The 22,447-nt window shown below is 68.4% G+C and carries 22 protein-coding genes; 11 read left to right on the top strand and 11 right to left on the bottom strand.

Going from position 1 to position 22,447, the window contains the following annotated elements; translation table 11 throughout:
- Positions 1-30: 30 nt before the first annotated feature.
- The 3 genes from dnaJ to ASC79_RS07445 form a co-directional block, all read right to left on the bottom strand.
- The gene (gene dnaJ, locus ASC79_RS07455; RefSeq protein WP_056023981.1) at positions 31-1,185 is read right to left on the bottom strand and encodes a molecular chaperone DnaJ; all 1,155 of its coding nucleotides are present in this window, start codon (positions 1,183-1,185) and stop codon (positions 31-33) included.
- Between the two features lie 164 nt (positions 1,186-1,349).
- Positions 1,350-3,257 (bottom strand): molecular chaperone DnaK, encoded by a 1,908-nt coding sequence (gene dnaK / locus ASC79_RS07450; protein ID WP_056023985.1) that lies wholly within the window; start codon positions 3,255-3,257, stop codon positions 1,350-1,352.
- 177 nt (positions 3,258-3,434) lie between these two features.
- Positions 3,435-3,947: a hypothetical protein gene (locus ASC79_RS07445; protein WP_235528790.1), complete on the bottom strand. Its 513-nt coding sequence runs from the start codon at positions 3,945-3,947 to the stop codon at positions 3,435-3,437.
- A gap of 19 nt (positions 3,948-3,966) precedes the next feature.
- Between ASC79_RS07445 and ASC79_RS07440 the strand changes: the two genes are divergently transcribed.
- Positions 3,967-4,581: an alpha-ketoglutarate-dependent dioxygenase AlkB gene (locus tag ASC79_RS07440; RefSeq protein ID WP_056023988.1), complete on the top strand. Its 615-nt coding sequence runs from the start codon at positions 3,967-3,969 to the stop codon at positions 4,579-4,581.
- Here the strand turns inward: ASC79_RS07440 and ASC79_RS07435 are convergent.
- The gene (locus tag ASC79_RS07435) at positions 4,575-4,958 is read right to left on the bottom strand and encodes a hypothetical protein (RefSeq protein WP_156378439.1); all 384 of its coding nucleotides are present in this window, start codon (positions 4,956-4,958) and stop codon (positions 4,575-4,577) included. The two genes, ASC79_RS07440 and ASC79_RS07435, sit on opposite strands and share 7 nt — an antisense overlap.
- A gap of 145 nt (positions 4,959-5,103) precedes the next feature.
- Between ASC79_RS07435 and ASC79_RS07430 the strand changes: the two genes are divergently transcribed.
- Positions 5,104-7,494 carry a DNA translocase FtsK gene (locus tag ASC79_RS07430; protein ID WP_056023994.1) on the top strand — a complete coding sequence of 797 codons (2,391 nt, stop codon included), beginning with the start codon at positions 5,104-5,106 and terminating at the stop codon, positions 7,492-7,494.
- 46 nt (positions 7,495-7,540) lie between these two features.
- Here the strand turns inward: ASC79_RS07430 and ASC79_RS07425 are convergent, their stop codons facing one another.
- Both ASC79_RS07425 and ASC79_RS07420 read right to left on the bottom strand, forming a co-directional pair.
- Positions 7,541-8,683: a serine hydrolase gene (locus ASC79_RS07425; protein ID WP_056025075.1), complete on the bottom strand. Its 1,143-nt coding sequence runs from the start codon at positions 8,681-8,683 to the stop codon at positions 7,541-7,543.
- A gap of 152 nt (positions 8,684-8,835) precedes the next feature.
- A complete protein-coding gene (locus ASC79_RS07420) occupies positions 8,836-10,671 on the bottom strand; it encodes a phosphoenolpyruvate carboxykinase (GTP) (protein WP_056023997.1) in 1,836 nt (611 codons plus the stop codon).
- Between the two features lie 221 nt (positions 10,672-10,892).
- On the opposite strand from ASC79_RS07420, the gene ASC79_RS07415 reads away from it, so the two are divergent.
- The 3 genes from ASC79_RS07415 (at position 10,893) to ASC79_RS07405 (ending at position 13,014) form a co-directional block, all read left to right on the top strand.
- Positions 10,893-11,267 (top strand): hypothetical protein, encoded by a 375-nt coding sequence (locus ASC79_RS07415; protein ID WP_056024000.1) that lies wholly within the window; start codon positions 10,893-10,895, stop codon positions 11,265-11,267.
- 82 nt (positions 11,268-11,349) lie between these two features.
- The gene (locus tag ASC79_RS07410; RefSeq protein WP_056024003.1) at positions 11,350-11,994 is read left to right on the top strand and encodes an outer-membrane lipoprotein carrier protein LolA; all 645 of its coding nucleotides are present in this window, start codon (positions 11,350-11,352) and stop codon (positions 11,992-11,994) included.
- A 213-nt stretch (positions 11,995-12,207) separates the two neighbouring features.
- The gene (locus ASC79_RS07405) at positions 12,208-13,014 is read left to right on the top strand and encodes an exodeoxyribonuclease III (protein WP_056024006.1); all 807 of its coding nucleotides are present in this window, start codon (positions 12,208-12,210) and stop codon (positions 13,012-13,014) included.
- Here ASC79_RS07405 and ASC79_RS07400 read toward each other — a convergent pair.
- The gene (locus ASC79_RS07400) at positions 13,011-13,475 is read right to left on the bottom strand and encodes a hypothetical protein (RefSeq protein ID WP_156378440.1); all 465 of its coding nucleotides are present in this window, start codon (positions 13,473-13,475) and stop codon (positions 13,011-13,013) included. The genes ASC79_RS07405 and ASC79_RS07400 overlap by 4 nt on opposite strands.
- A gap of 16 nt (positions 13,476-13,491) precedes the next feature.
- A complete protein-coding gene (locus tag ASC79_RS07395; protein ID WP_056025078.1) occupies positions 13,492-14,178 on the bottom strand; it encodes a response regulator transcription factor in 687 nt (228 codons plus the stop codon).
- A gap of 58 nt (positions 14,179-14,236) precedes the next feature.
- On the opposite strand from ASC79_RS07395, the gene ASC79_RS07390 reads away from it, so the two are divergent.
- Entirely contained in the window at positions 14,237-14,743 is a 507-nt protein-coding gene (locus ASC79_RS07390; RefSeq protein ID WP_056024012.1) for a L,D-transpeptidase, read from the top strand.
- Here the strand turns inward: ASC79_RS07390 and ASC79_RS07385 are convergent.
- Complete coding sequence (locus ASC79_RS07385) at positions 14,740-15,393, bottom strand: YggS family pyridoxal phosphate-dependent enzyme (RefSeq protein ID WP_056025081.1); 654 nt, start codon at positions 15,391-15,393, stop codon at positions 14,740-14,742. The genes ASC79_RS07390 and ASC79_RS07385 overlap by 4 nt on opposite strands.
- An 85-nt stretch (positions 15,394-15,478) precedes the next feature.
- Between ASC79_RS07385 and ASC79_RS07380 the strand changes: the two genes are divergently transcribed.
- Positions 15,479-16,003: a thiamine phosphate synthase gene (locus tag ASC79_RS07380; protein ID WP_056024015.1), complete on the top strand. Its 525-nt coding sequence runs from the start codon at positions 15,479-15,481 to the stop codon at positions 16,001-16,003.
- Here the strand turns inward: ASC79_RS07380 and ASC79_RS07375 are convergent.
- Complete coding sequence (locus ASC79_RS07375) at positions 15,993-16,364, bottom strand: NtrZ family periplasmic regulatory protein (protein WP_235528792.1); 372 nt, start codon at positions 16,362-16,364, stop codon at positions 15,993-15,995. The two genes, ASC79_RS07380 and ASC79_RS07375, sit on opposite strands and share 11 nt — an antisense overlap.
- Positions 16,365-16,648: 284 nt before the next feature.
- Here ASC79_RS07375 and ASC79_RS07370 point away from each other — a divergent pair, with 284 nt between their 5' ends.
- The 4 genes from ASC79_RS07370 (at position 16,649) to holA (ending at position 21,432) form a co-directional block, all read left to right on the top strand.
- The gene (locus ASC79_RS07370; protein WP_056024018.1) at positions 16,649-17,161 is read left to right on the top strand and encodes a DUF3576 domain-containing protein; all 513 of its coding nucleotides are present in this window, start codon (positions 16,649-16,651) and stop codon (positions 17,159-17,161) included.
- 115 nt (positions 17,162-17,276) lie between these two features.
- On the top strand, positions 17,277-19,862 hold the full coding sequence (gene leuS, locus ASC79_RS07365; protein WP_056024021.1) for a leucine--tRNA ligase: 2,586 nt from the start codon (positions 17,277-17,279) through the stop codon (positions 19,860-19,862).
- A 6-nt stretch (positions 19,863-19,868) separates the two neighbouring features.
- Entirely contained in the window at positions 19,869-20,366 is a 498-nt protein-coding gene (gene lptE, locus ASC79_RS07360; RefSeq protein WP_056024024.1) for an LPS assembly lipoprotein LptE, read from the top strand.
- A 13-nt stretch (positions 20,367-20,379) separates the two neighbouring features.
- Positions 20,380-21,432 (top strand): DNA polymerase III subunit delta, encoded by a 1,053-nt coding sequence (gene holA / locus ASC79_RS07355; RefSeq protein WP_056024027.1) that lies wholly within the window; start codon positions 20,380-20,382, stop codon positions 21,430-21,432.
- Positions 21,433-21,553: 121 nt separating this feature from the next.
- Here holA and ASC79_RS07350 read toward each other — a convergent pair whose 3' ends face one another.
- Positions 21,554-22,441, bottom strand: a complete 888-nt coding sequence (locus tag ASC79_RS07350; protein WP_056024030.1) for a ParB/RepB/Spo0J family partition protein — start codon at positions 22,439-22,441, stop codon at positions 21,554-21,556.
- Positions 22,442-22,447: the final 6 nt, after the last annotated feature.

Genomic DNA, 22,447 nt, shown 5'->3' with positions numbered 1-22,447 from the left:
TAGCCTGGGCGGAAGCGGTGCGCGACGACCTTAGCCGCCCGTGACGTCTTCCCAGAACTGCTTGGCCTTGCCGATGAAGTTGGCCGACTTCGGATGCTGCTGCTCGCCGCAGATGTCGACAAACTCTCGCATCAGCTCCTTCTGGCGGGCCGTCAGCTTGGTCGGCGTCTCGACGAACAGCTCGACCACAAGGTCGCCGCGGTCGCGAGAGCGCAGGGACGGCATGCCCTTGCCCTTGAGCCGCACGGTGCGGCCGGTCTGCGAGCCTTCCGGCACCTTGACCTCGATCCGGCAGGCGCCGTCGCAGTTGTCGCCGCCCAGCAAGCACGGAGCTTCGATCTCGCCGCCCAGAGCCGCCACCGCCATCGGCACCGGCACGGTGCAGAGCAGGTCCAGGCCGTCGCGGTCGAACAGGTCGTGCGGCCTCACCGACAGGAAGATGTAGAGATCGCCACGCGGACCGCCGCGGGCTCCGGCGTCGCCCTCGCCGGCCAGGCGAATGCGCGCGCCGTCGTCGACGCCGGCCGGGATCCGGACCTGCAGGGTGCGCTGCTTGCGCACCTGGCCATGGCCGTGACAGTCCTCGCAGGGGTCCAGCACCAGGCGGCCGGAGCCGCCGCAGCGCGGGCAGGCCCGCTCGATCGAGAAGAAACCCTGGCTGGCGCGCACGCGCCCCGCGCCGCCGCAACCGCCGCAGACGGTCGGGCTGGTGCCCGGACGCGCGCCGGAGCCGTCGCAGGTCTCGCAGTTGATAGAGGCCGGAACCGTGATCTCGACCTCTGAGCCGGCGTAGGCCTGCTCAAGGGTGATCTCCAGGTCGTAGCGCAGGTCCTGGCCGCGGGCCGGGCCGCTGCGCTGGCGGCCGCGGCCGCCGAACATGTCGCCGAAGACGTCGCCGAACACCTCGTTGAAGATGTCGTTCACGTCGTGGAACTGGCCCCCGCCGCCACCGCCGCCGGCCGCGCCGTTCACGCCGGCATGGCCGAAGCGGTCGTAGGCCGCGCGCTTCTGGGGATCGGAGAGGACCGAATAGGCCTCGTTGATCTCCTTGAACCGGCCGGAGGCTTCCTCACACCCGCCGTTCCGGTCGGGGTGATGCTCCATCGCGAGCTTACGGAATGAGGCCTTGAGCGCGGCTTCGTCCGCGCCCCGGTCCACGCCGAGGATATCGTAATAATCCCGCATGCTGTGTCAGGCGTTCAAATTGATCTGTGAAATGAGGTGGGATGATCTCCGCCCGACTGCAAGGCTTATTCCAGACCTTAATCGCACGGAGATTTCCAGGATGACAGTCAGCCCGTCAGCGGCCTTCTCGCAGGAGCTGCGGAAGGCCGCCATGGGGCGTGACGTCACGCCGACTTCTTCTTGTCGTCGTCGGCGACTTCTTCAAATTCGGCGTCGACCACGTCGTCGTCCGCCGCGGCGGCTTCCGGCTGCTCGTCAGAGCCGCCCTGCTGAGCCGCATACATCGCCTCGCCAAGCTTCATCGAAGCCTGGATGAGGGTCTGGGTCTTGGCCGCGATCGCCTCGGCGTCGTCGCCTTCCAGCTCGGTCTTCACGTCGGCAAGCGCCGTCTCGATGGCTTCCTTGTCGGCGCCCGAGACCTTGTCGCCATGTTCGGCCAGGGCCTTCTCGGTGGAATGCACCACCGCCTCGGCCTGGTTCTTGGCCTCGACCGCCGCCTTGCGCTTTTCGTCGTCGGCTTTGTTGGCCTCGGCTTCCTGGACCATCTTGTCGATGTCCGCGTCCGAGAGACCGCCATTGGCCTGGATACGGATCGACTGCTCCTTGGCCGTGGCCTTGTCGCGGGCCGACACGTTGACGATGCCGTTGGCGTCGATGTCGAATGTGACCTCGACCTGCGGCACGCCGCGCGGCGCCGGCGGGATGCCGACCAGGTCGAACTGACCCAGCATCTTGTTGTCGTGCGCCATCGGGCGTTCGCCCTGGAACACGCGGATCGTCACGGCCGACTGGTTGTCGTCAGCGGTCGAGAAGGTCTGCGAGCGCTTGGTCGGGATCGTGGTGTTGCGTTCGATCAGCGGGGTGAACACGCCGCCCAGGGTCTCGATGCCCAGGGTCAGCGGAGTCACGTCCAGCAGCAGCACGTCCTTGACGTCGCCCTGCAGCACGCCGGCCTGCACCGCCGCGCCGAGCGCGACGACTTCGTCCGGGTTCACGCCCTTGTGGGGCTCGCGACCGAAGAACTCCTTCACCGTCTCGACGACCTTGGGCATGCGGGTCATGCCGCCGACCAGGATCACCTCGTCGATGTCGGTCTTCTTCAGACCGGCGTCCTTCAGAGCCTGCTCGCAGGGACCGACGGTGCGGGCGACCAGGTCTTCGACCAGGGCCTCCAGCTTGGCGCGCGAGAGCTTGATGTTCAGGTGCAGCGGACCCGAGGCGTTCATCGAGATGAAGGGCAGGTTGACCTCGTACTGAGTGACCGAGGACAGTTCCTTCTTCGCCTTCTCGCCTTCTTCCTTCAGGCGCTGCAGGGCCAGCTTGTCGTTCCGCAGATCGACGCCGGTTTCCTTTTTGAACTCGTCGGCGAGGTACTCGACGATGCGCATGTCGAAGTCTTCGCCGCCGAGGAAGGTGTCGCCGTTGGTGGCCTTCACCTCGAACACGCCGTCGCCGATCTCCAGGATCGAGACGTCGAAGGTGCCGCCGCCGAGGTCGTAGACGGCGATCTTCTTGCCGTCGTTCTTCTCAAGGCCGTAGGCGAGCGCCGCCGCGGTCGGTTCGTTGATGATGCGCAGGACTTCCAGGCCGGCGATCTTGCCGGCGTCCTTGGTCGCCTGACGCTGGGCGTCGTTGAAGTAGGCCGGGACGGTGATGACCGCCTTTTCGACCTTCTCGCCGAGGTGCTGCTCGGCGGCTTCCTTCATCTTCTGCAGGATGAAGGCCGAGATCTGCTGGGGCGAATAGTCCTTGCCGTGGGCTTTCACCCAGGCGTCGCCGTTCGGGCCCTTGACGATGTCGTAGGGCACCATGCCCTTGTCCTTCTCCACCAGCGGATCGTTGTATTGACGACCGATCAGACGCTTGATGGCGAACAGGGTGTTGGACGGGTTGGTGACGGCCTGGCGCTTGGCGGGCTGGCCGACGAGACGCTCGCCGTCGTCGAGGATGGCGACGACCGACGGGGTGGTCCGTACGCCTTCGGCGTTCTCAATCACTTTCGGCGCTTTGCCGTCCATGATGGCCACGCACGAATTGGTCGTGCCCAGGTCGATGCCGATGATCTTGCTCATATCGAGTCTTGCTCGCTCCTGAATGGCGGACGCCGGTCTTAGGGCCTTCGAATGAAGCGCCCCTTTTCTTCTCGGTGTCCCCGGTTCGAATAAGGGCTCGGCCGGTTAACCCATGGGGCAACCAGCGTCGAGTCGCGATATGGGATGACACGCCACCGCCGCAAGTGCGGAATGACCCTATATCTCGCGGGGTCTTCTCCCAAGGGGCTCCGGCCAAGCCTCTAAAATCCTTGCATAAGCTTCACTATCGTAAGGTGCGGCGGCCCCGCCGCGGGCCATGTAGGCGTGCTGAACGACCATGGCCTGCTGTTCGATGTTCATTTGAGAAAATGGCCGGCCGTCCGCCAAATCATAGGCATAGGCGGCCTGGCCATCGCCCGCCTTGAGCTTGGCGAAGGGCAGGAAGACCCCGTTCTGGGCCTGCCAGACATGCACCAACTCGTGCACCAGGACCGACCGCAGCCATAGCGGCGCGGTCGAGAAATCGGCCAGGGCGGAGTCTGAAGGCCAGACCACGAGGCTCCCCGAAAGGACGAAAGGTCGCGGCCAGGCCGGCTGGCTGAAGATCCGCACGCGGTCGGCGTCGAGGCCCGCGGCGAACACTTGCCCGCAAAGGCGGCGCTCGCCGGGCGTCAGCCGGCGCCATCGCCAGGGCGGCATGCGCGGATCGATGGCGGCGGAGGGACCCATTGCCCCTATATGAGAGCCGATGAGCCTCTCGACGACCACAGGATTTCGTCTGCTGCCCGGCCGGTTGTCGCCCCAGGCCCAGGCCGAACTGCTGGACGAGGTGATGGCCCGCGTCGCCGAAGCGCCGCTGGTGCACCAGGCGACCCCGGGCGGCAAGGCGATGAGCGTCGGCATGACCAGTTTCGGCGAGCTGGGCTGGACCACCGACGCGCGAGGCTATCGGTACGAGCCGCGGCACCCGACGACCGGCAGGTTCTGGCCGTCCATTCCCACTATCCTGACGGAGCTCTGGCGCGAGCTCGCCGATCCCGACGTCCCGCCCGACGCCTGCCTGATCAACTTTTATAACGCGCAGGCCAAGATGGGCCTGCACCAGGACAAGGACGAGGCCGACCTGCGGTTTCCGGTGCTGTCGGTCTCGTTGGGCGACACGGCGGTGTTCCGCATCGGCGGCCGCCAGCGCAGCGATCCGACCAGCTCGGTGCGGCTCAGCTCAGGCGACGTCTGTCTGCTGGCAGGGGAGGCGCGGCTTTTCCATCACGGCGTCGACCGCATCCTGCCCGGATCCTCGCGGCTGATCCCCGGCGGCGGGCGGATCAACCTGACCCTGCGGCGCGCCGCGCCGGCTCAGTAGGGCGGCTGTTCGGGCGGCGGCGTCAGGCCGTCGATCAGGTCGCCGACGCGGTCTTCGTCCGGGGTCGGCGGGGTCGGGGCGTTCGGCGGCGGCGCGACCTTGAGCGGATCGGGAGCCTTTTCGACCGGGAGCGGCGCCTCCTCGGTCTTCTCCTCGGGCTTTTCCTCTTCCTTCTTGGGTTCTGGCGCGAGTTCGGACGGGGTCAGCACCAGGTCCTCGAGCGGTCGCGCGTCGCTGGCCTGAAGCGCGGCGCCGCCCTCGCCGGTTTCGCCGGGCAGCCGCGCACGCTCGGGCGCGCCGCGCACGCCAAGCACAAACCCGCCGACGGCGCAGAGACCGAGGATGACGGCGACGACCCGCAGGACGCTTCGAGGCATGGTCCACATGGCGCGAACCTAGATGGGGTTTGGCGAAACGGAAACGGGGATTTTCGGCGAAGGCGGCGGCTCACGGCCCGGCTTGGTAAACGCCTCTTAACCCTCCGGCGGGCAAACAAGGGGTCTCTGAAATCGGGAGACCACGATGGCGCGTGCGGCGCGAAAGACGGGTGTCGAGCTGGGGATGCACATCGCCGGGCTGGCTTGGTCCCATCCGGCGACGGCGCGTCTGCGCGGCGGCATCGTCGCTGCGGCCGGCATCGCGTTCGCCATCGCGCTGGCCACCTACAACGCCGCCGACCCCAGCCTGAACGCCGCCTCCGCCCTGTCGCCGACCAATGCGCTGGGCGCGCCGGGCGCGACGGCGGCCGACGCCGGCATCCAGTCGCTGGGCCTGGCCGCCGCCGTGGGCGCCCTGCTGATGGTCGTCTTCGGACTGGGCCGCGCCACCACGCCGCAACCTGACCTGACCCGCCGCAAGGTGCGCCTGCGCGCCCTGATCGGTTTCCTGGGCGTGATGGCCCTGGCCGGACTGCTGGCCGCGCCGCCTGCGCCGGCGGCCTGGCCGCTGGCCAAGGGCCTGGGCGGCTTCTGGGGCGACGGCGTGCTGCACGCCATCGCCGGCCTGTTCGCCTACGCCCATATTCCCGGCGCGGTGTTCATCGCCTCGCTGCTGCTGCTGGCCGCCGCGGCGGTCGGCCTGGGCTTTGCGATCGGCGTGCGCCGGTCCGAACTGTCGGCAAGCATCGAGTGGGTGCGCGCCGCCCTGCAGAGGACCGCCGCCGCCCCGGCCGAACCCGCCAAGCCCGCCCGCGCCCCGGCCGCACGCCGCGCCAAGGCCGCCGAGCCGGCGCCGAGCGCCCCACCCCGCCCCGCCGCCCCCGCGATCGAGCCCTCCGCCTATGACGACGACGCGCTCGAGGACGACGCCGACAGCGTCCCGAGCCCGGTGGCGATCAAGCAGCCCAAGCCCACGCCCAAGGATTCCGGCCGCGAACAGCGCGAGGCGCAGGGCGCGTTCGAGTTCGTGAAGACCAACGGCTTCTCGCTGCCCGAGCTGGCCATGCTGGCCAAGCCGAAACCACGCGCCTCGATGTTCGACGAAGGCGCCCTGCGCCAGAACGCCCAGCTGCTGGAAAGCGTGCTGGCCGAGTTCGGCGTGCGCGGCACGATCGACCAGATCCGCCCCGGCCCCGTCGTCACCCTCTATGAGCTGGTGCCCGCCGCCGGGGTGAAGTCGGCCCGCGTCGTGGCCCTGGCCGACGATATCGCCCGGTCGATGTCGGTCGCCGCCTGCCGCGTCAGCGTCGTGCCCGGCCGCAACGCCATCGGCATCGAGCTGCCCAATGCGCGGCGCGAGACCGTCTATCTGCGCGATCTGCTGGCCAGTTCGGAGTACGAGCGTTCGACCCAGGCCCTGCCGATGGCGCTGGGCGAGAACATCGGCGGCGAGCCCTACATCGCCGACCTGTCGAAGATGCCCCACCTGCTGATCGCCGGCACCACCGGCTCGGGCAAGTCGGTCGGCGTCAACGCGATGATCCTGTCGATCCTGTACCGGCTGCCGCCGGATCAGTGCCGGTTCATCATGATCGACCCCAAGATGCTGGAATTGAGCGTCTATGACGGCATCCCGCACCTGCTGGCCCCGGTCGTCACCGATCCCAAGAAGGCCATCGTCGCGCTGAAGTGGACCGTGCGCGAGATGGAGGACCGCTACCGCCTGATGTCGAAGATCGGGGTGCGGAACGTCGCCTCGTACAACGAACGCGCCAAGGAGGCCGCGGCCAAGGGCGAGCACTTCGAACGCACCGTGCAGACCGGCTTCGACGACAGCGGCCGGCCGATCTACGAGAGCGAGCGGATCGACCCCAAGCCGATGCCCTACCTGGTGGTGGTCATCGACGAGGTCGCCGACCTGATGCTGGTCGCCGGCAAGGACGTGGAAGGCGCGGTGCAGCGCCTGGCCCAGATGGCCCGCGCCGCCGGCATCCACCTGGTGATGGCGACCCAGCGTCCGTCGGTCGACGTCATCACCGGCACCATCAAGGCCAACTTCCCGACCCGGATCTCCTTCCAGGTCACCTCCAAGATCGACAGCCGCACCATCCTGGGCGAACAGGGCGGCGAGCAGCTGCTAGGCCAGGGCGACATGCTCTACATGGCCGGCGGCGGCCGCATCACCCGCCTGCACGGTCCGTTCGTCTCGGACGAGGAGGTCGAGGCGGTGGCCAAGTTCCTGCGCGCCCAGGGCGAGCCGCAGTACCTGGAAGACATCACCGCCGGCGGCGACGAGGACGGCGACGACGGCGAATCCTTCGGCGACGAGGGCGGCGGCTCGGGCGACGATCTCTACGACCGCGCCGTGGCCGTGGTCACCCGCGACCGCAAGGCCTCGACCAGCTACGTCCAGCGTCGGCTGCAGATCGGCTACAACCGCGCCGCCTCGCTGATCGAGCGGATGGAGAACGAGGGCGTCGTCAGCCCCGCCAACCACGCCGGCAAGCGCGAGGTGCTGGTGGGCGCCGCGCCGTAAATCGCAGGACCATGCCCTCGCCCCGCTTGCGGGGAGAGGAGCTCCGCTATCCGACGGCCTGGGCCACCGCGGCGCCGAGTTCGCTCGGGAACACGCCGCTCATGCCCTCGATGGCGGTGTTGGTGAGCGCCACGATCGTCGTCTCGCGGTCAGGGACGATCTGCCAGGAGTGGCCGTAGACGCCGCCCCAGATCACCGTGCCCTGGCGCAGCGGCGAACCTGCTGCAGCCGGATCCTCCAGCACCGCGCCGGCGTAGCCGAAGCCCCAGCCAGGCCCGTGCGTGGTGACGACCAGGTCGCCGATCTGGTTGCTCAGCATCGCCGACGCCGAGGCCGGCGACAGCACCCCGGCCCCGCCGGTCCGTACCGCCTCCAACAGCTTCAGGACGTCGGCCGCCGTGCCGACCATGCCGGCGCCGCCCGAGGGGAACGAGGCCGGCCGTGTCGCGCGAGCCGGCGAATAGCGGATGCCCGAGAGCTCGAAGAACGGAGAGACGTCCGGTTCCTGCATCGGGCGCGGCGGCTGGCCGTCGATATAGGGCGTCGCCAGCAGGCCGGCGTCCTCGACATAGAAGCCGCTGGAGGCCATGCCGAGCGGCGACAGCACCAGTTCGTCGATCAGTTGCGGCAAAGGCTTGCCCGCCGCCTGCTCCATCGCCGCGCCGAGCACGTCGAGGCTGACCGAATAGTTCCAGGCCGCGCCCGGCGGGAAGAACAGCTCCAGCGCCGCCAGGCGCGCGAGGTTGTCGGCCATCGAACGGTCCGGCAGGTCCAGGCCGTCAGACACCCCGGCCTGGAGATAGGGGCCGCCCTCCGGCTGCAGGAAGCCATAGCTGAGCCCGCTGGTGTGGGTGAGCAGCTGACCGGTGGTGATATCGGCGTCCGCCCCGCCAGGCGCCTTGGGCCGGAAGTCCGGCAGCCAACGGCTGACCGGCGCGTCGAGCGGCAGCTCGCCGCGCTCGGCCATGGCCAGGGCCGCGACGGCGACGACCGGTTTGGTCACCGAGGCCAGGCGGAAAACCGTGTCGAGGTCCATCGGCCGGTCCCGCTCGCGGTCGGCCAGGCCGGCGGCGCGGGCATAGGCGAGCTTACCGCCACGGGCGACGAGCACCACCGCGCCGACGATGCGCTGGTCGGCGAGGGCGCGGTCGATCACGTCGTCGAGGCTGGCGTCGAGGCTGAGGGTCATGGCGCGCTCCATCCTGTTTCCCTGATCAGGTGGATGGCGCAGCTTGCAGCGCAAGCCTGTCGTAGCGTCAGGCAGCGGCCAAAGAAAAAGCCGGAGCGGTCGAACCGCTCCGGCTTCTTCCGAGCCTCCCCGAGAGGAGGCGATATCCGATGCTACTCGGCGGCCTGAGCCTGGACGCCCAGGCGGCGGCTGAGGGCCGCATGCTGGTCCCAGAGCTGCGCCGGCAGCCGGTCGCCGAATTTCTCGTAGAACGCGGGGATCAGGGCGGCTTCCTCGGCCCAGACTTCCGGATCAACCGAAAGCAGGGTTTCGAGAGCCGCAGCGTCGATGGCGACGCCGTCGAGATCCAGGGACTCCTTGGTCGGCACGCGGCCGATCGGGGTGTCCACCGCCTCGGCGGTCCCTTCGAGACGGCCGAAGATCCACTTCAGGACACGGGCGTTCTCGCCGTAGCCCGGCCACAGGAACTTGCCGTCCGGGCCCTTGCGGAACCAGTTCACGAAATAGATGCCCGGCAGCTTGGCCGGATCGGCGCCGGCGCCGACCTTCAGCCAGTGGCCGAAGTAGTCGCCCATGTTGTAGCCGCAGAAGGGCAGCATCGCGAACGGGTCGCGGCGCAGCTCGCCGACCTTGTTCTCGGCGGCGGCGGTGCCTTCGGAGGCGACGTTGGAGGCCAGGAACACGCCGTGCTCCCAGTCGAACGCCTCGGTCACCAGCGGCACGGCGCTGGCGCGGCGGCCGCCGAACAGGATGGCCGAGATCGGCACGCCGGCCGGGTCGTCCCATTCGTCGGCGATCACCGGGCACTGGTCGGCCGGAACCGCGAAGCGCGCATTCGGGTGCGCCGCCGGCTCGCCGAGCTCGGGCGACCAGGCGCGGCCCTTCCAGTCGGTCAGGCCCTCCGGCGGTGTGTCGGTGAGGCCTTCCCACCAGACATCGCCATCGGCGGTCAGCGCGACGTTGGTGAAGACGGTGTTGGCGTGCAGGGCGTCGACCGCGTTCTTGTTGGTCGCATTGCCGGTGCCCGGCGCCACGCCGAAGAAGCCGGCCTCCGGATTGATCGCATAAAGCCGGCCGTCGTCGCCGAAGCGCATCCAGCAGATGTCGTCGCCGACGGTCTCGGCCTTCCAGCCGGGGATGGTCGGCTGCAGCATAGCCATGTTGGTCTTGCCGCAGGCGCTGGGGAAGGCGGCGGCCACGTAGCGGACGGCGCCCTGCGGCGAGGTCAGCTTGAGGATCAGCATGTGCTCGGCCAGCCAGCCGGCGTCGCGGGCCATGACCGAGGCGATGCGCAGGGCGTAGCACTTCTTGCCGAGCAGGGCGTTGCCGCCGTAGCCGGAGCCGTAGGACCAGATCTCGCGGCTCTCGGGGAAGTGGACGATGTACTTGGTCTCGTTGCAGGGCCACGGCACGTCGGCCTGGCCGGCCTCGAGCGGGGCGCCGAGCGTGTGCAGGGCCGGGACGAAGAAGCCGTCCTCGCCGAGCATGTCGAGCGCGCCCTTGCCCATGCGGGTCATCACCCGCATCGAAATGGCGACATAGGCGCTGTCGGTGATCTCGACGCCAAGGGCGGAGATCTTCGAGCCCAGCGGACCCATGCAGAACGGGACCACGTACATGGTGCGCCCGCGCATGCAGCCCTTGAAGAGGTCCTTGAGGTCGGCCCGCATCTCGTCCGGATCGAGCCAGTTATTGGTCGGACCGGCGTCGGCCGGGTCCTTGGAGCAGATGAAGGTCCGGCTCTCGACCCGGGCGACGTCGCGGGGATCGGAGGCGGCGTAGAAGCTGTTGGGCCGCTTCTGCGGGTTCAGCGGCTTGAGCGTGCCTGACTTCACCAGCTCGGCGGTCAGCGCGTTCCACTCCTCGTCGGAGCCGTCGCACCAGTAAACCCGCTCCGGCTGCGTGAGTTCGGCGACTTCACGTACCCAAGCCAAGAGTCCAGCATGTTTGGTCGGGGCCTCGTCGAGACCCGGAATGGCCAAGCCCATCAGGCTGCGCCCCTTATGTTACCCACGCGTCATGCCGGCCGCGGAGACCCTCTAACGGGGCCCCTCAGACAGCCGACGGCCCGGTGATATGTACGATTTTTGACGCACACAAGCTTGCTGCAATGCGGAATCGCCCGACGGGGGGTCAAATCGGGCGATCGGGGGTAAGTTTTTGCTCACGATGTCGTGGCCCAGGTCGAGCCATCGCCAGGAGAACCAGGATGAGTTCCAGACAGATCCAGTGGGCGCTTGCCGCCGTATTCTTCGTCCTGGGCGGCTGGTGCCTGGTCTCTCCCTCCAGCGTCATGGCCTTGACCATCACGCCGCAGTACCGGTCCGACGATTTCATCGCCCTGTTCGCGATCGGCTGCTTCGGCGCGCAGGCGATGCTGGCCGGGCTGTTCGCCGCCTTCTCGCGGTTCACGAAGATCACGTTCCTGGCCTATGGCGTGGCGCTGCTGCCGTTCTTCGTCTTCAACTACTGGTTCTTCGTCGTAACGCCGGTGCTGACGGTGGTCGGGCTGCTGGACGCGGTCGGCAACGTGATCATGCTGGGGCTCTGCGTGCTCGGCTGGCGCCGGGCGCCACGCAACTAAGCGACAGCTTCGCCGTTGTTGCGCCCTATTGAGGCCCACGGCGCCGTATAGGCTGGCCACGGAAACTGGAGTTCTCGTCCGCATGACCCGACTGACCCGACGCGCCCTGGCGCTGGGCCTGGCCGCCCTGCCCCTTCCCGCCTTCGCCCAGCGCGCGCCCGCCGCGCCGCTGTCGGCCGCGGACAAGGCGCTGGTGGATCGCGCCGCGGCCTATCTCGAAGGCCTGACCGAGGCCAAGGGCCGGTTCGTGCAGACCGACGCGCGCGGCGCGACGACGCAAGGGTCGCTCTATCTGAAGCGTCCCGGCAAGGCGCGTTTCGAGTACGACAAGCCCTCCGGCCTGCTGGTGGTGTCCGATGGCGGCAACGTCTCGATCGCGGACTCGCGGCTGAAGACCTTCGACGCCTACCCGCTGATGGCCACGCCGCTGTCGATCTTCCTGGCCCGGCAGATCCGCCTGGACCGCGGGATCAACGTCACCCGCGTGGCGCGTATGGCCGATGGCTTCTCGATCACCGCGCGCGACGGCAAGAAACAGGCGGAGGGGCAGATCACCCTGACCTTCTCGAACAACCCCCTGGCGCTGATCGGCTGGACAGTGACCGACGCGCAGGGTTCGTCGACCCGCATCCGGCTGACCGGCCTGACCAGGACCAGCGGCCTGGCCCCCTCGTTGTTCGTGCTGAAAGACCCCCGGCCGAAGAACGTGGGTCGCTCCAAAATGTGACACATTCGCAACAGGCAATATGTCGCGTGATTTTCGTTTGACTTATTATTGCGGTTAGTGGCATTAATGACACTATTGGGATCGCGCGATCGCGAGCCCTTTCCGTGCCGGACCCTATCCCCTCCCGGCGGCGGCATGAGAGACACACTTTACGCCCGGGCTTCTCCAGTGCCCGGGCGTTTCTTTTTGCCCGAAGCCCCTTAAACAGCCGCCATGCGCCTTCGCCTCTCCACCTGGAACGTCAACTCCGTGCGCCTGCGGGCCGAGCAAGTGGCCCGCTTCGTCGACGAGCAGGCGCCCGACGTGCTCTGCATGCAGGAGATCAAGTGCCAGGAGGGCGAGTTCCCACGCGCCGCCTTCGAGGCCGTCGGCCTGCCGCACATCAAGATCGCCGGTCAGAAGGGCTGGCACGGGGTGGCCATCGCCTCGCGCTTCCCGATCGAGGACGCCGCCCCGCTCAACGCCTGCCGCGAGGGTCATGCCCGCTGCGTTGGCGGCAAGATCGCCGGCGTCGAGGTCCAGAACTTCTACATTCCGGCGGGCGGCGACATTCCCGACCGCGAGCTGAACCCCAAGTTCGACCACAAGCTGGACTTCTTCGAGCATTTGACCGCGGACATGAGCCGCCGCGACCCCAAGGCGCCTCTGGCCATCGTCGGCGACCTGAACGTCGCGCCCGGCGAGTTCGACGTCTGGAGCCACAAGCAGATGTCGAAGATCGTCAGCCACACGCCGGTCGAGCTGGAGGCCTTCGCCAAGCTGAAGGCCAGCCTGGACTTCATCGACCTGCCGCGCGAGGCGATCCCGGAGCCGGAGAAGCTGTTCTCGTGGTGGAGCTACCGCGCCGCCGACTTCCGCAAGTCCAATCGCGGCCTGCGACTGGACCACATCCTGGTGACGCCCGGCCTGCGCGACGCCGCCTTCCACACCGGCAAGGCCTCCTCGCGGGTGCATGACGACGTGCGCGAGTGGGTGCGGCCCAGCGACCACGCCCCCGTCAGCGCGGACTTCGCGGTCTAGGACAGTTCCGGACGGAAGTTGCCGTCCACGATGCAGCGCGGCGTGCCGTCCTCGGTGATGACCGTGGTCGGCTTGCCCGCTCCCGGAGCGAAGTAGAAGCTGCCCTTCGGGGTCGTCACCACCAGCAGCGACGGGCCGGAGAACTGGCAGACCGGCACATAGCCGAGCCCCTGGCCGGTCGACACGCTGTTGCAGTCCACATGGCCGTAACGGCGGTCGAAGCGGATCTCGTCGAAGACGAAGGTCTTGTTCGCCTTCGACCCGCGGGCGACATACTCCTCGCCCGTGAGGGTCTGACACGGCGGACCGTCGATCTGCGCCAGCTTGGCGGCCTCTGCGCCCGCAACCAGCGCCTGGGCGCGCTTTTGGTAGCCGGTGACGCCCACGGCCACCGCGCCGATCACCACCGCCGCGCCCAGCATCAGCGGGAAGCTGCGCGCCAATCCCTTTTTCTTCGCCATCGGCCCGTCCCGAACGTCAGGGGGCCAGCCGGTAGCCGCCGGCCTCAGTCAGCAAGAGCCGGGCGTTGCCGGGATCGGGCTCGATCTTCTGGCGCAGGCGATAGACGTGGGTTTCCAGGGTGTGGGTGGTGACGCCGGCGTTGTAGCCCCAGACCTCGGCCAGCAGCTCCTCGCGCGAGACCGGCTTTTCGCCGGCGCGATAGAGGTACTTCAGGATGTTGGTCTCTTTCTCGGTGAGACGGATCTTCTTCTGGTTGGCGTCGATCAGCATCTTGGCCGACGGGCGGAACTCGTAGGCGCCGAGGTGGAAGACCGCGCCTTCCGACTGTTCGTGGCTGCGCAGCTGGGCGCGGATACGGGCCAGCAGCACCTGGAACTTGAAGGGCTTGGTCACATAGTCGTTGGCGCCGGCTTCCAGGCCGGAGATCTGGTCGTCGTCGGCCGCGGCCGCGGTCAGCATGATGATCGGGGCGACGACGCCCTTCTCACGCATCTGGCGACAGGCCTCGCGGCCGTTCATATCCGGTAGATCGACATCGAGCAGGATGAGGTCGGGGCGGCTTTCGATCGCCGCCTTCACGCCTTCGCCGGCGGTCGCCGCTTCGATGGCTGAGAAATCCTCAGAAAGTTGGAGTTGTTCGGCGATCGCGCCGCGGAGTTCATCATTGTCGTCGACGACGAGCAGGGTCTTGCGTTGAGCCATGAGGCCGAACATGCACCGTATCGCCCTAAAGAGCCAACCGCGGGAGTTCCCTTAAGTCATGATCTTCACGGCGATGTCAGATGGACGCTTCCGCCTGGACGGCCGCATCACCCGCTGCGCGCTCGGCAAGACCGGGGTGATCGCCGCCGCGGACAAGCGCGAGGGCGACGGCAAATCGCCGCTGGGAACCTGGGCGATCCGCCGGGTGCTGTTCCGCCCGGACAAGGGCGGGCGACCCGAGACGCGCCTGCCCACCAAGGCGCTCGAGCGCGACGACGGCTGGTGCGACGCCCCCGCCGACCCGGCCTATAACCGCGCCGTCAAGCTGCCGCACCCGGCCAGCGCCGAGCAGATGTGGCGCGAGGACGACGTCTACGACCTGGTCTGCGTCCTGGCCCACAACGACGATCCGCCGGTTCCCGGCATGGGATCGGCGATCTTCATGCATCTGGCGCGGCCCGACTTCTCGCCGACCGAGGGATGCGTGGCCCTTTCGCGGGAAGACATGCTGGAGCTGCTGTCGCTGGCCAAGCTGGGCGACGCGGTGGCGATCGAGGCGGCTTAAGCGCGGGCTCCGAACAGCGCCGAGCCGACCCGCACGCTGGTCGCGCCGAAACGGATGGCGGTCTCGAAGTCGTCGCTCATGCCCATGGAGAGCTTCGCCAGGCCGTTGCGGGCAGCGATCTTGGCCAGCAAGGCGAAGTGCGGGCCGGGCGGCTCGGCGGCGGGCGGAATGCACATCAGGCCTTCGATCTTCAGGCCATAGACCGTCCGGCACTGGGCGATGAAGGCGTCGGCCTGCCCCGGCGCGATCCCGGCCTTCTGTTCTTCCTCGCCGGTGTTCACCTGCACGCAGAGGCGCGGCGTGCGTCCCTGCCGCTGGATCTCGTCGGCCAGAGCGCGGGCGAGCTTCTCGCGATCGAGGCTCTCGATGACCTCGAAGAAGGCCACCGCCTCCTTGGCCTTGTTCGACTGCAGCGGGCCGATCAGGCGCAGCTCGACCTCGGCCTGACGGTTCGACCACCGCTCCATCGCTTCCTGCACCCGGTTCTCGCCGAATACGCGCTGGCCGGCGGCCAGGATCGGGGCGACCTTCTCCCAGGGCTGCATCTTGGACACCGCCACCAGGGTCACGTCGGCGCTGTCGCGGCCGGACGCCTTCGCCGCGCGGGCGATCCGGTCTAGGACGTCAGTGAGGGCGGGAGGAACGGTCATTTCGGCGAACTTCTGGACAGTGACGACGGCGGCCCAAGCCATAGGTCGCCGCGCGGCCGGGCGAAACCCCCCGCTGCCGCCGCTGATGTTCTTCACCGATCCGGCCCGCACCCCCGACATCGAGGCGGCTGCGCGACAGCTGCCGAGGGGGTCGGCGATCGTCTATCGCGCGTTTGGGGCGGCCGACGCCGAAACGCAGGCGCGGCGCCTGCTGAAGATCGCGAAGGCGCGGGGTCTGCTGCTGCTGATCGGCGCGGACGCCGCGCTCGCCGCCCGCGTCGGGGCGCATGGCGTCCACCTGCCCGAACGCATGGCCGGCCGCGCGCAGCGGCTGCAGCGCAGGACGTGGATCGTCACCAGCGCGGCGCACAGCGCCATGGCCGCCCGCCGCGGCCTGGCCGCAGGCGCCGACGCTATCGTGGTCTCGGCGATCTTTCCGTCGAACAGCCCATCGGCCGGCAAGCCGCTCGGCCCACTGCGCCTGGCCCGGCTGGTGCGAGCCGTCGGCGGACCCGTCTATGCGCTGGGCGGCGTCAACGACAAGACAGCCCGCCGGCTGCTGCCTGCGGGCCTTGTCGGTCTGGCGGCTGTGGAAGCTCTTAGAACTTGAAGGCGGTCTCGAGCCGAACGCGCGGCGCGGATTCCTGCGGCTCGGTCTTCTTGTAGGCCGGCGCTTCCTTCTCACCCAGGGCGACGGCGCCGCCGACCCGCAGGCTCGGCGTCACGCGGAAATAGGCCCCAGCCTCAACGTCGTTCCACTGCGTGTCGCGCTCGCCCCGTTGTTCGAGATTGAGCGTGACCCCCCAGCGCCCCTTGCGCGTGTCCCACTTCAGCGACTTGTTCCCTTGCGGGGTCGTCGAGGTTTCGCTGCGCACGGTGAAATCGGCGGCCTTGCCACGGGCGGCCGGAGCCGCGCCCGTTTGGGCATGCGCCGCCGAAGCGCCGCTCGCGAGGAGCGCCGCGCCGATCAACGAAATGACCAACCGCTTGGACATAACCACCTATATGGCCCCTTAGCCCCAACCACGCCACTTTGAGACGTGACCGTTGAGCCGATTAAAGTCCGGAGCGACGTCAGGTCAACCGACTCTGAGGCCGCTCTGCACAGTCCGCAGGCAGATCGTCGGCGCCTGTGGCGGCCGGGACACGCGATTCCTGTTTGGCGGTTCCACGGGCGTTGTTATACAGGGCGCGGCTGCGTGGGGGCGGCGCCGCGGCGCGAACCGATCGCGGAAGAACGACTAGGAGCCGATATATGCCGTTTGTGCGCGGTGATTTGATGCGTGGCGTGATGACCGGAGCCTTGGTGCTGAGCCTCACGGCGCTGGCCGCGTGCTCGAGCAGCGGCGGGTCGAAGACCTTCCAATCCCAGGAGCCGGGCGGCTTCAACGTGTTTGGTCTGGGCGGCGGCAAGAAGGCCGCACCGGCCAACGCCGGCCAGCCGGCCATCGGGGTGAACGGCTATCTGTGGCGAGCGACGCTGGACACCCTGTCCTTCATGCCGCTGGCCTCGGCCGACCCGTACGGCGGCGTGGTGATCACCGACTGGTACGTGAACCCGGAAAAGCCGGACGAGCGCTTCAAGTGCACCGTCTACATCCTGGATTCCCGTCTGCGCGCCGACGGCCTGAACGTCGCGGTGTTCAAGCAGACCAAGGATGCGACCGGGAACTGGACCGACGCGCCGTCGGCCGGCCAGACCGAGACCGACCTGGAAAACGCGATCCTTACCAAGGCGCGGCAGCTTCGGCTGTCGAACATCGGCTAAGGCCTTTTCGGGGCGCATTCAGCAAGGGTGGAAACCGGTTCGGATGCGCTCCCTCCCCAGGGCCAGCGCTCTCCGCCGCTGGCCGACACCCATTTGAAGTCTGAAGAGCGCCCCCATGGCCCGCTACAACCCCAAAGAGACCGAGCCCAAGTGGCGTAAGGCCTGGGCCGACGCTGACGTGTTCAAGGCCGGTCCGCCGACGCCGGGCGTGCCGAAGTACTACGCCCTGGAGATGTTCCCCTATCCGTCGGGGCGTCTGCACATGGGCCATGTGCGCAACTATTCGCTGGGCGACGTCGTGGCCCGCTACAAGCGCGCCCGCGGCTTCAACGTCCTGCACCCGATGGGCTGGGACGCTTTCGGTCTGCCGGCCGAGAACGCGGCCATGGAGCGCGGAGTCGATCCGCGTGGCTGGACCTACGACAACATCGCCAAGATGCGGACTGAGCTCAAGGAGCTGGGCCTGTCGATCGACTGGTCGCGCGAATTCGCGACCTGCGATGCGGCCTATTACGGCAAGCAGCAGGACTGGTTCCTGGATCTGTGGAAGCGCGGCCTGGTCTACCGCAAGGAAAGCATCGTCAACTGGGACCCGGTCGACCAGACCGTCCTGGCCAACGAGCAGGTCGTCGACGGTCGCGGCTGGCGCTCCGGCGCGGTGGTCGAGAAGCGCAAGCTGAACCAGTGGTTCCTGCGCATAACCGATTACGCCGAAGAGCTGATCGAGGGCCTGAAGACCCTGGACCGCTGGCCCGACAAGGTCCGGCTGATGCAGGAGAACTGGATCGGCCGCTCCAAGGGCCTGAAGTTCAACTTCGGCTGGACCGGCGAAGCGCCCAAGGGCTTCGAGAGCGGACTGGAGGTCTACACCACCCGCCCCGACACCCTGTACGGCGCAAGCTTCGTGGGCATCGCCCCCGATCACCCGCTGGCCGAGCAGCTGGCCGCCGATCCGAAGATCGCGGCCTTCATCGCCGAATGCCGCAAGGGCGGGGCCTCCGAAGCCGAGATCGAGACCGCCGAGAAGATCGGCTTCGACACCGGCCTGACGGTCGCCCATCCCTTCGACCCCAACTGGCGTCTGCCGGTCTGGATCGCGAACTTCATCCTGATGGACTACGGCACCGGCGCGATCTTCGCCTGCCCGGCCCATGACCAGCGCGATCTCGACTTCGCTCGCAAGTACGACCTGCCGGTCAAGGCGGTGGTCTTGCCGCCCGGCGAAGACCCGGCGACCTTCGCAGTCGGCGCCGAGGCCTATACCGGCCCCGGCACGATCTTCCATTCCGACTTCCTGGACGGCCTGGAGATCGAGACCGCCAAGGCCGCGGCGATCGCCAGGATCGAGGCCCAGAACCAGGGCAAGGGCGCGACGGTGTTCCGCCTGCGCGACTGGGGCGTGGCTCGCCAGCGCGGCTGGGGCTGCCCGATCCCGGTCGTCCACTGCGCCAAGTGCGGCGTCGTCCCACTGCCCAAGGACCAGTTGCCGGTCGTGTTGCCCGACGACATGGACTTCTCCAAGCCGGGCAACGCCCTGGCGCGGCACCCGACCTGGAAGAACGCCAACTGCCCCGAGTGCGGCGGCGAGGCGACGCGCGAGACCGACACCCTCGACACCTTCGTCGACAGTTCCTGGTACTTCGCCCGCTTCACGGACACCGAGGCGGCCGAGCCGATCAACAAGGCGGCGGCCGACTACTGGCTGCCGGTCGATCAGTATGTCGGCGGCATCGAGCACGCGGTGCTGCACCTGCTGTACGCGCGCTTCGTCACCCGCGCCCTGAGCGACGAGGGCATGCTGTCGGTGCGCGAGCCCTTCGCCGGGCTGTTCACCCAAGGCATGGTCACGCACGAAACCTACCGCCGCAAACAGAGCGGCGAATGGGTCGAGCCCAAGGAGGTCGAGATCCTCGCCGACGGCGGCAAGCGCCTGGCGCGCAGCCTGGAGACCGGCGAAGAGCTGACGATCGGCGACATCGAGAAGATGTCGAAGTCCAAGCGCAACACCGTCGCGCCGGAAGAGATCTTCGACGTCTATGGCGTCGACGCCGCGCGCCTGTTCGTGCTGTCGGACAGCCCGCCCGAGCGTGACACCCAATGGTCGGCCGCCGGCGTCGACGGCGCATGGCGCTTCGTCAACCGCGTCTGGAATGAGTTCGACAGCCAGCCGTCCGGGGCCGCGCCAGCCCCCTCCCCCGACCCGAAGGCGGATGAACTGCGCGCCTTCACCCACCGCACGATCAAGGCGGTGACCGAGGCGGTGGAGACCTTCCGGTTCAACTCCGGCATCGCGCGGATGTATGAGTTCCTGAATAAACTCAAGGAATTCCCCGCCGCTGACGCCACCCCGCCGGTTCTGGCCGCCCGCCATGAAGCGCTGTCGGCGTTCGCCCGCCTGATCTCGCCGTTCACGCCGCACCTGGCCGAGGAAGCCTGGGCGCGGATCGGCGGCGAGGGCATGGTGGTCTCCGCCCCCTGGCCCGAGTTCGACGCCGCCCTGACCCAGGACGCCGTGAAGCTGCTGCCGGTTCAGGTGAACGGCAAGCGCCGCGGCGAGATTTCGGTCGCCGCCGGGCTCGAACCGGCCGATGTTGAGAAGATCGTACTTGACGATCCGGAGATCGCGCGGCGCCTTGAGGGCCTGGCGATCAAGAAGGTGATCGTCGTGAAGGACCGCATCGTCAACATCGTGGCTGGATGACCTGAGATGAACCGCGCCGTTGCATTCGCCCTTCTGGCGACCGGGGCCATCACCCTGGCCGGCTGCGGGTTCACACCGCTGTACGGCAACCCGGCGGTCACCGCGCAGCTGCACTCGGTCCAGGTCACGACCCCGCCCGGGCGGACCGGCCAGCTGCTGCGCGAGCATCTGGACGACGCCCTGGCCAACGCCAAGGGCGGCGCGCCGCAGTACCGCATGGACCTGGCCCTGTCCGAGACCCGCTATCCGCGCGGCCTGCGGGTGGATAACGTCGCGACCCGGTACGAGTACGTCCTGACCGCCAACTACACCCTGGTGTCGTCGGCCTCCGGCGTGGCGGTGATGTCAGGCTCGACCCGCGCTCAGGTCACCTATGACAGCGCCGACCAGCCCTACGCCTCGATCACCGCCCAGCAGGACGCCCAGGATCGCGCCGCCGCCGAGTGCGCGCGCCTGATCCAGCTGGAGCTGGCCGCGTGGCTGGCGACGCAGGGAAAATCGTAGGGATTTCAGGGCCGTGATCCTTTCCAAGCGGCCCGATATCGAGCGGTTCCTGGCCAAGCCGGAGCCGCCGATCCGGGCGGCCGTGATCTATGGCCGCGACACCGGCGTGGTCCGCGACCGCGGCCTGCAACTGGCCCGAAAGCTGGTTCCGAACCTCGATGACCCGTTCGACGTCGCGCTGCTGACCGACGGCGATCTCGACTCAGACGGCGCGCGCCTGGAAGGCGAGTTGGCCGCGCAGTCGTTGATGGGCGGCCGCCGCCTGGTGCGCCTGCGCTTTGCGACGGAGAAGGCGGCGCTCGACAAGCAAGTCGCCGAGACATTCACCGCGCACGCCGACGGCAAGCTCAACCCCGACGCCTTCTTCATCGTCGAGGCCGGGAACCTCGGCCGCGACTCCGCCCTGCGCAAGGCCGCCGAGAAGGCCGCTGGGGCGGTGGCGATCCCCTGCTACGAGGACGAGCCTGGCGACGTGGCGCGGCTGGTGCGCGAACTGCTGGCCCAGGACAGCGTCGGCCTCGACGCGCAGGCCCTGCAGCTCTTCGTCGGGCGCCTGCCAAAGGAACGTGGCGTAGCCCGCCAGGAGATCGAGCGGCTCGCCCTCTACCTGGAGCCCGGAAGCGGCCGCACCGCCGCCCCGCGCGATCTGGAGGACTTCCTGGGGGTCGAACCAGAGGCTTCTCTCTCTGACGCCGCCGCCGACGCTTTCGGCGGCCGTCTGGCCGACGCGCAAGCGGGTCTGCGGCGCGCCGCCGCCGAGGGCGAGGCCGGTCCTGCGGCGGTCCGGGCGATCAGCATGTATCTCGGCCGCATGCGCCGCACGCTGACCCTGGCCAAGAACGGCGCCGGGCTGCAGGAGGCGGCGAAGGCCTCCGGCGTGTTCTGGAAACAAGAGCGCGAGTTCCTGCGGCAGGCCCGCAGCTGGACGCTGGCCGAACTGGACAAGCTGCAGCCGGAGGTGCTCGCCGCCGACAAGGCGTGCAAGACGGCCGGGTCGCCGGACAGCCTGATCGCCGAACGTCTGGCCCTGACCATCGCCGGGCGCGCGCGGCGTCTGGGGCTCTAAAAGCGCGCTTTGGAAATCGGGCCTGTGGCGCACGGAGCGCCGCCTCGCCGTATCCCAGGACGTCCGGTTCGCGAGAATGCGAATTCCGAAATCCAGGCCTTTAAAATCAAGGACTTAGGAGTCAGCCTCGGACGGTCAACTTGCGGCACAGCTCGTCGAGCTGTTCGAGCGTCGCATACTTGATCCGCAGCTCGCCGACGCCGCCCTTGTCGAGCACTTCGACGTCCAGACCGAGCGCGTCGGAGAGGTCGACCTCCAGAGCCTGGGTGTCGGTGTCCTTGGCCGGCTTCCTCGACGCCGCCTTCGGCCGGCTCGCCGCCGGGGCGCCGCCGCGGGCGAGGGCCTCGGCCTCGCGGACCGACAATCCGCCGGCGATGATCCGGTCGGCCAGGGCGGCCGGGTCGTCAGCCGTCAGGATCGCCCGCGCATGGCCGGCCGACAGCTTGCCTTCCAGGACATAGTTGCGGACGGCCTCGGGCAGGTTCATCAGCCGCAGGGTGTTGGCCACGTGGCTGCGGCTCTTGCCGATGCTCTCGGCCACCTCTTCCTGGGTACGGCCGAACTTCTCGATCAGCTGCTGGTAGGCCGCGCCCTCTTCGATGGGATTGAGGTTCGAGCGCTGGACGTTCTCGATGACGCCGATCTCGAGCACCTGGACGTCGTCCAGCTCGCGGACCAGCACCGGCATGACCCGCAGGCCGGCCTTCTGGCTGGCGCGCCAGCGGCGCTCACCGGCGACGATCTCCCACTCGCCGGGCAGACCCGGCGCCGGGCGAACCAGGATCGGCTGCAGCACGCCCTTCTCACGAATGGAGCCGGCGAGCTCATCGACTTCGGCCTCTGTGAAGACCCAGCGCGGCTGATGCACATTGCGATGGATCAACTCGATCGGGATCTCGCGGACGCCGGCGATCTCGTCGACCGGTGCGCCGGCCACGACCTTGGCTTCGTCAACATCGCCCAGCAGGGCCGACAGGCCGCGACCCAGTCCACGCTTCTCGACCATCATCTTCCC

Source organism: Phenylobacterium sp. Root1290 (genome assembly GCF_001425305.1).
Classification (GTDB): Bacteria; Pseudomonadota; Alphaproteobacteria; order Caulobacterales; family Caulobacteraceae; genus Phenylobacterium.
The sequence above is the reverse complement of the archived record's forward strand: the minus strand, read 5'-3'. Positions and strand labels throughout refer to the sequence as shown.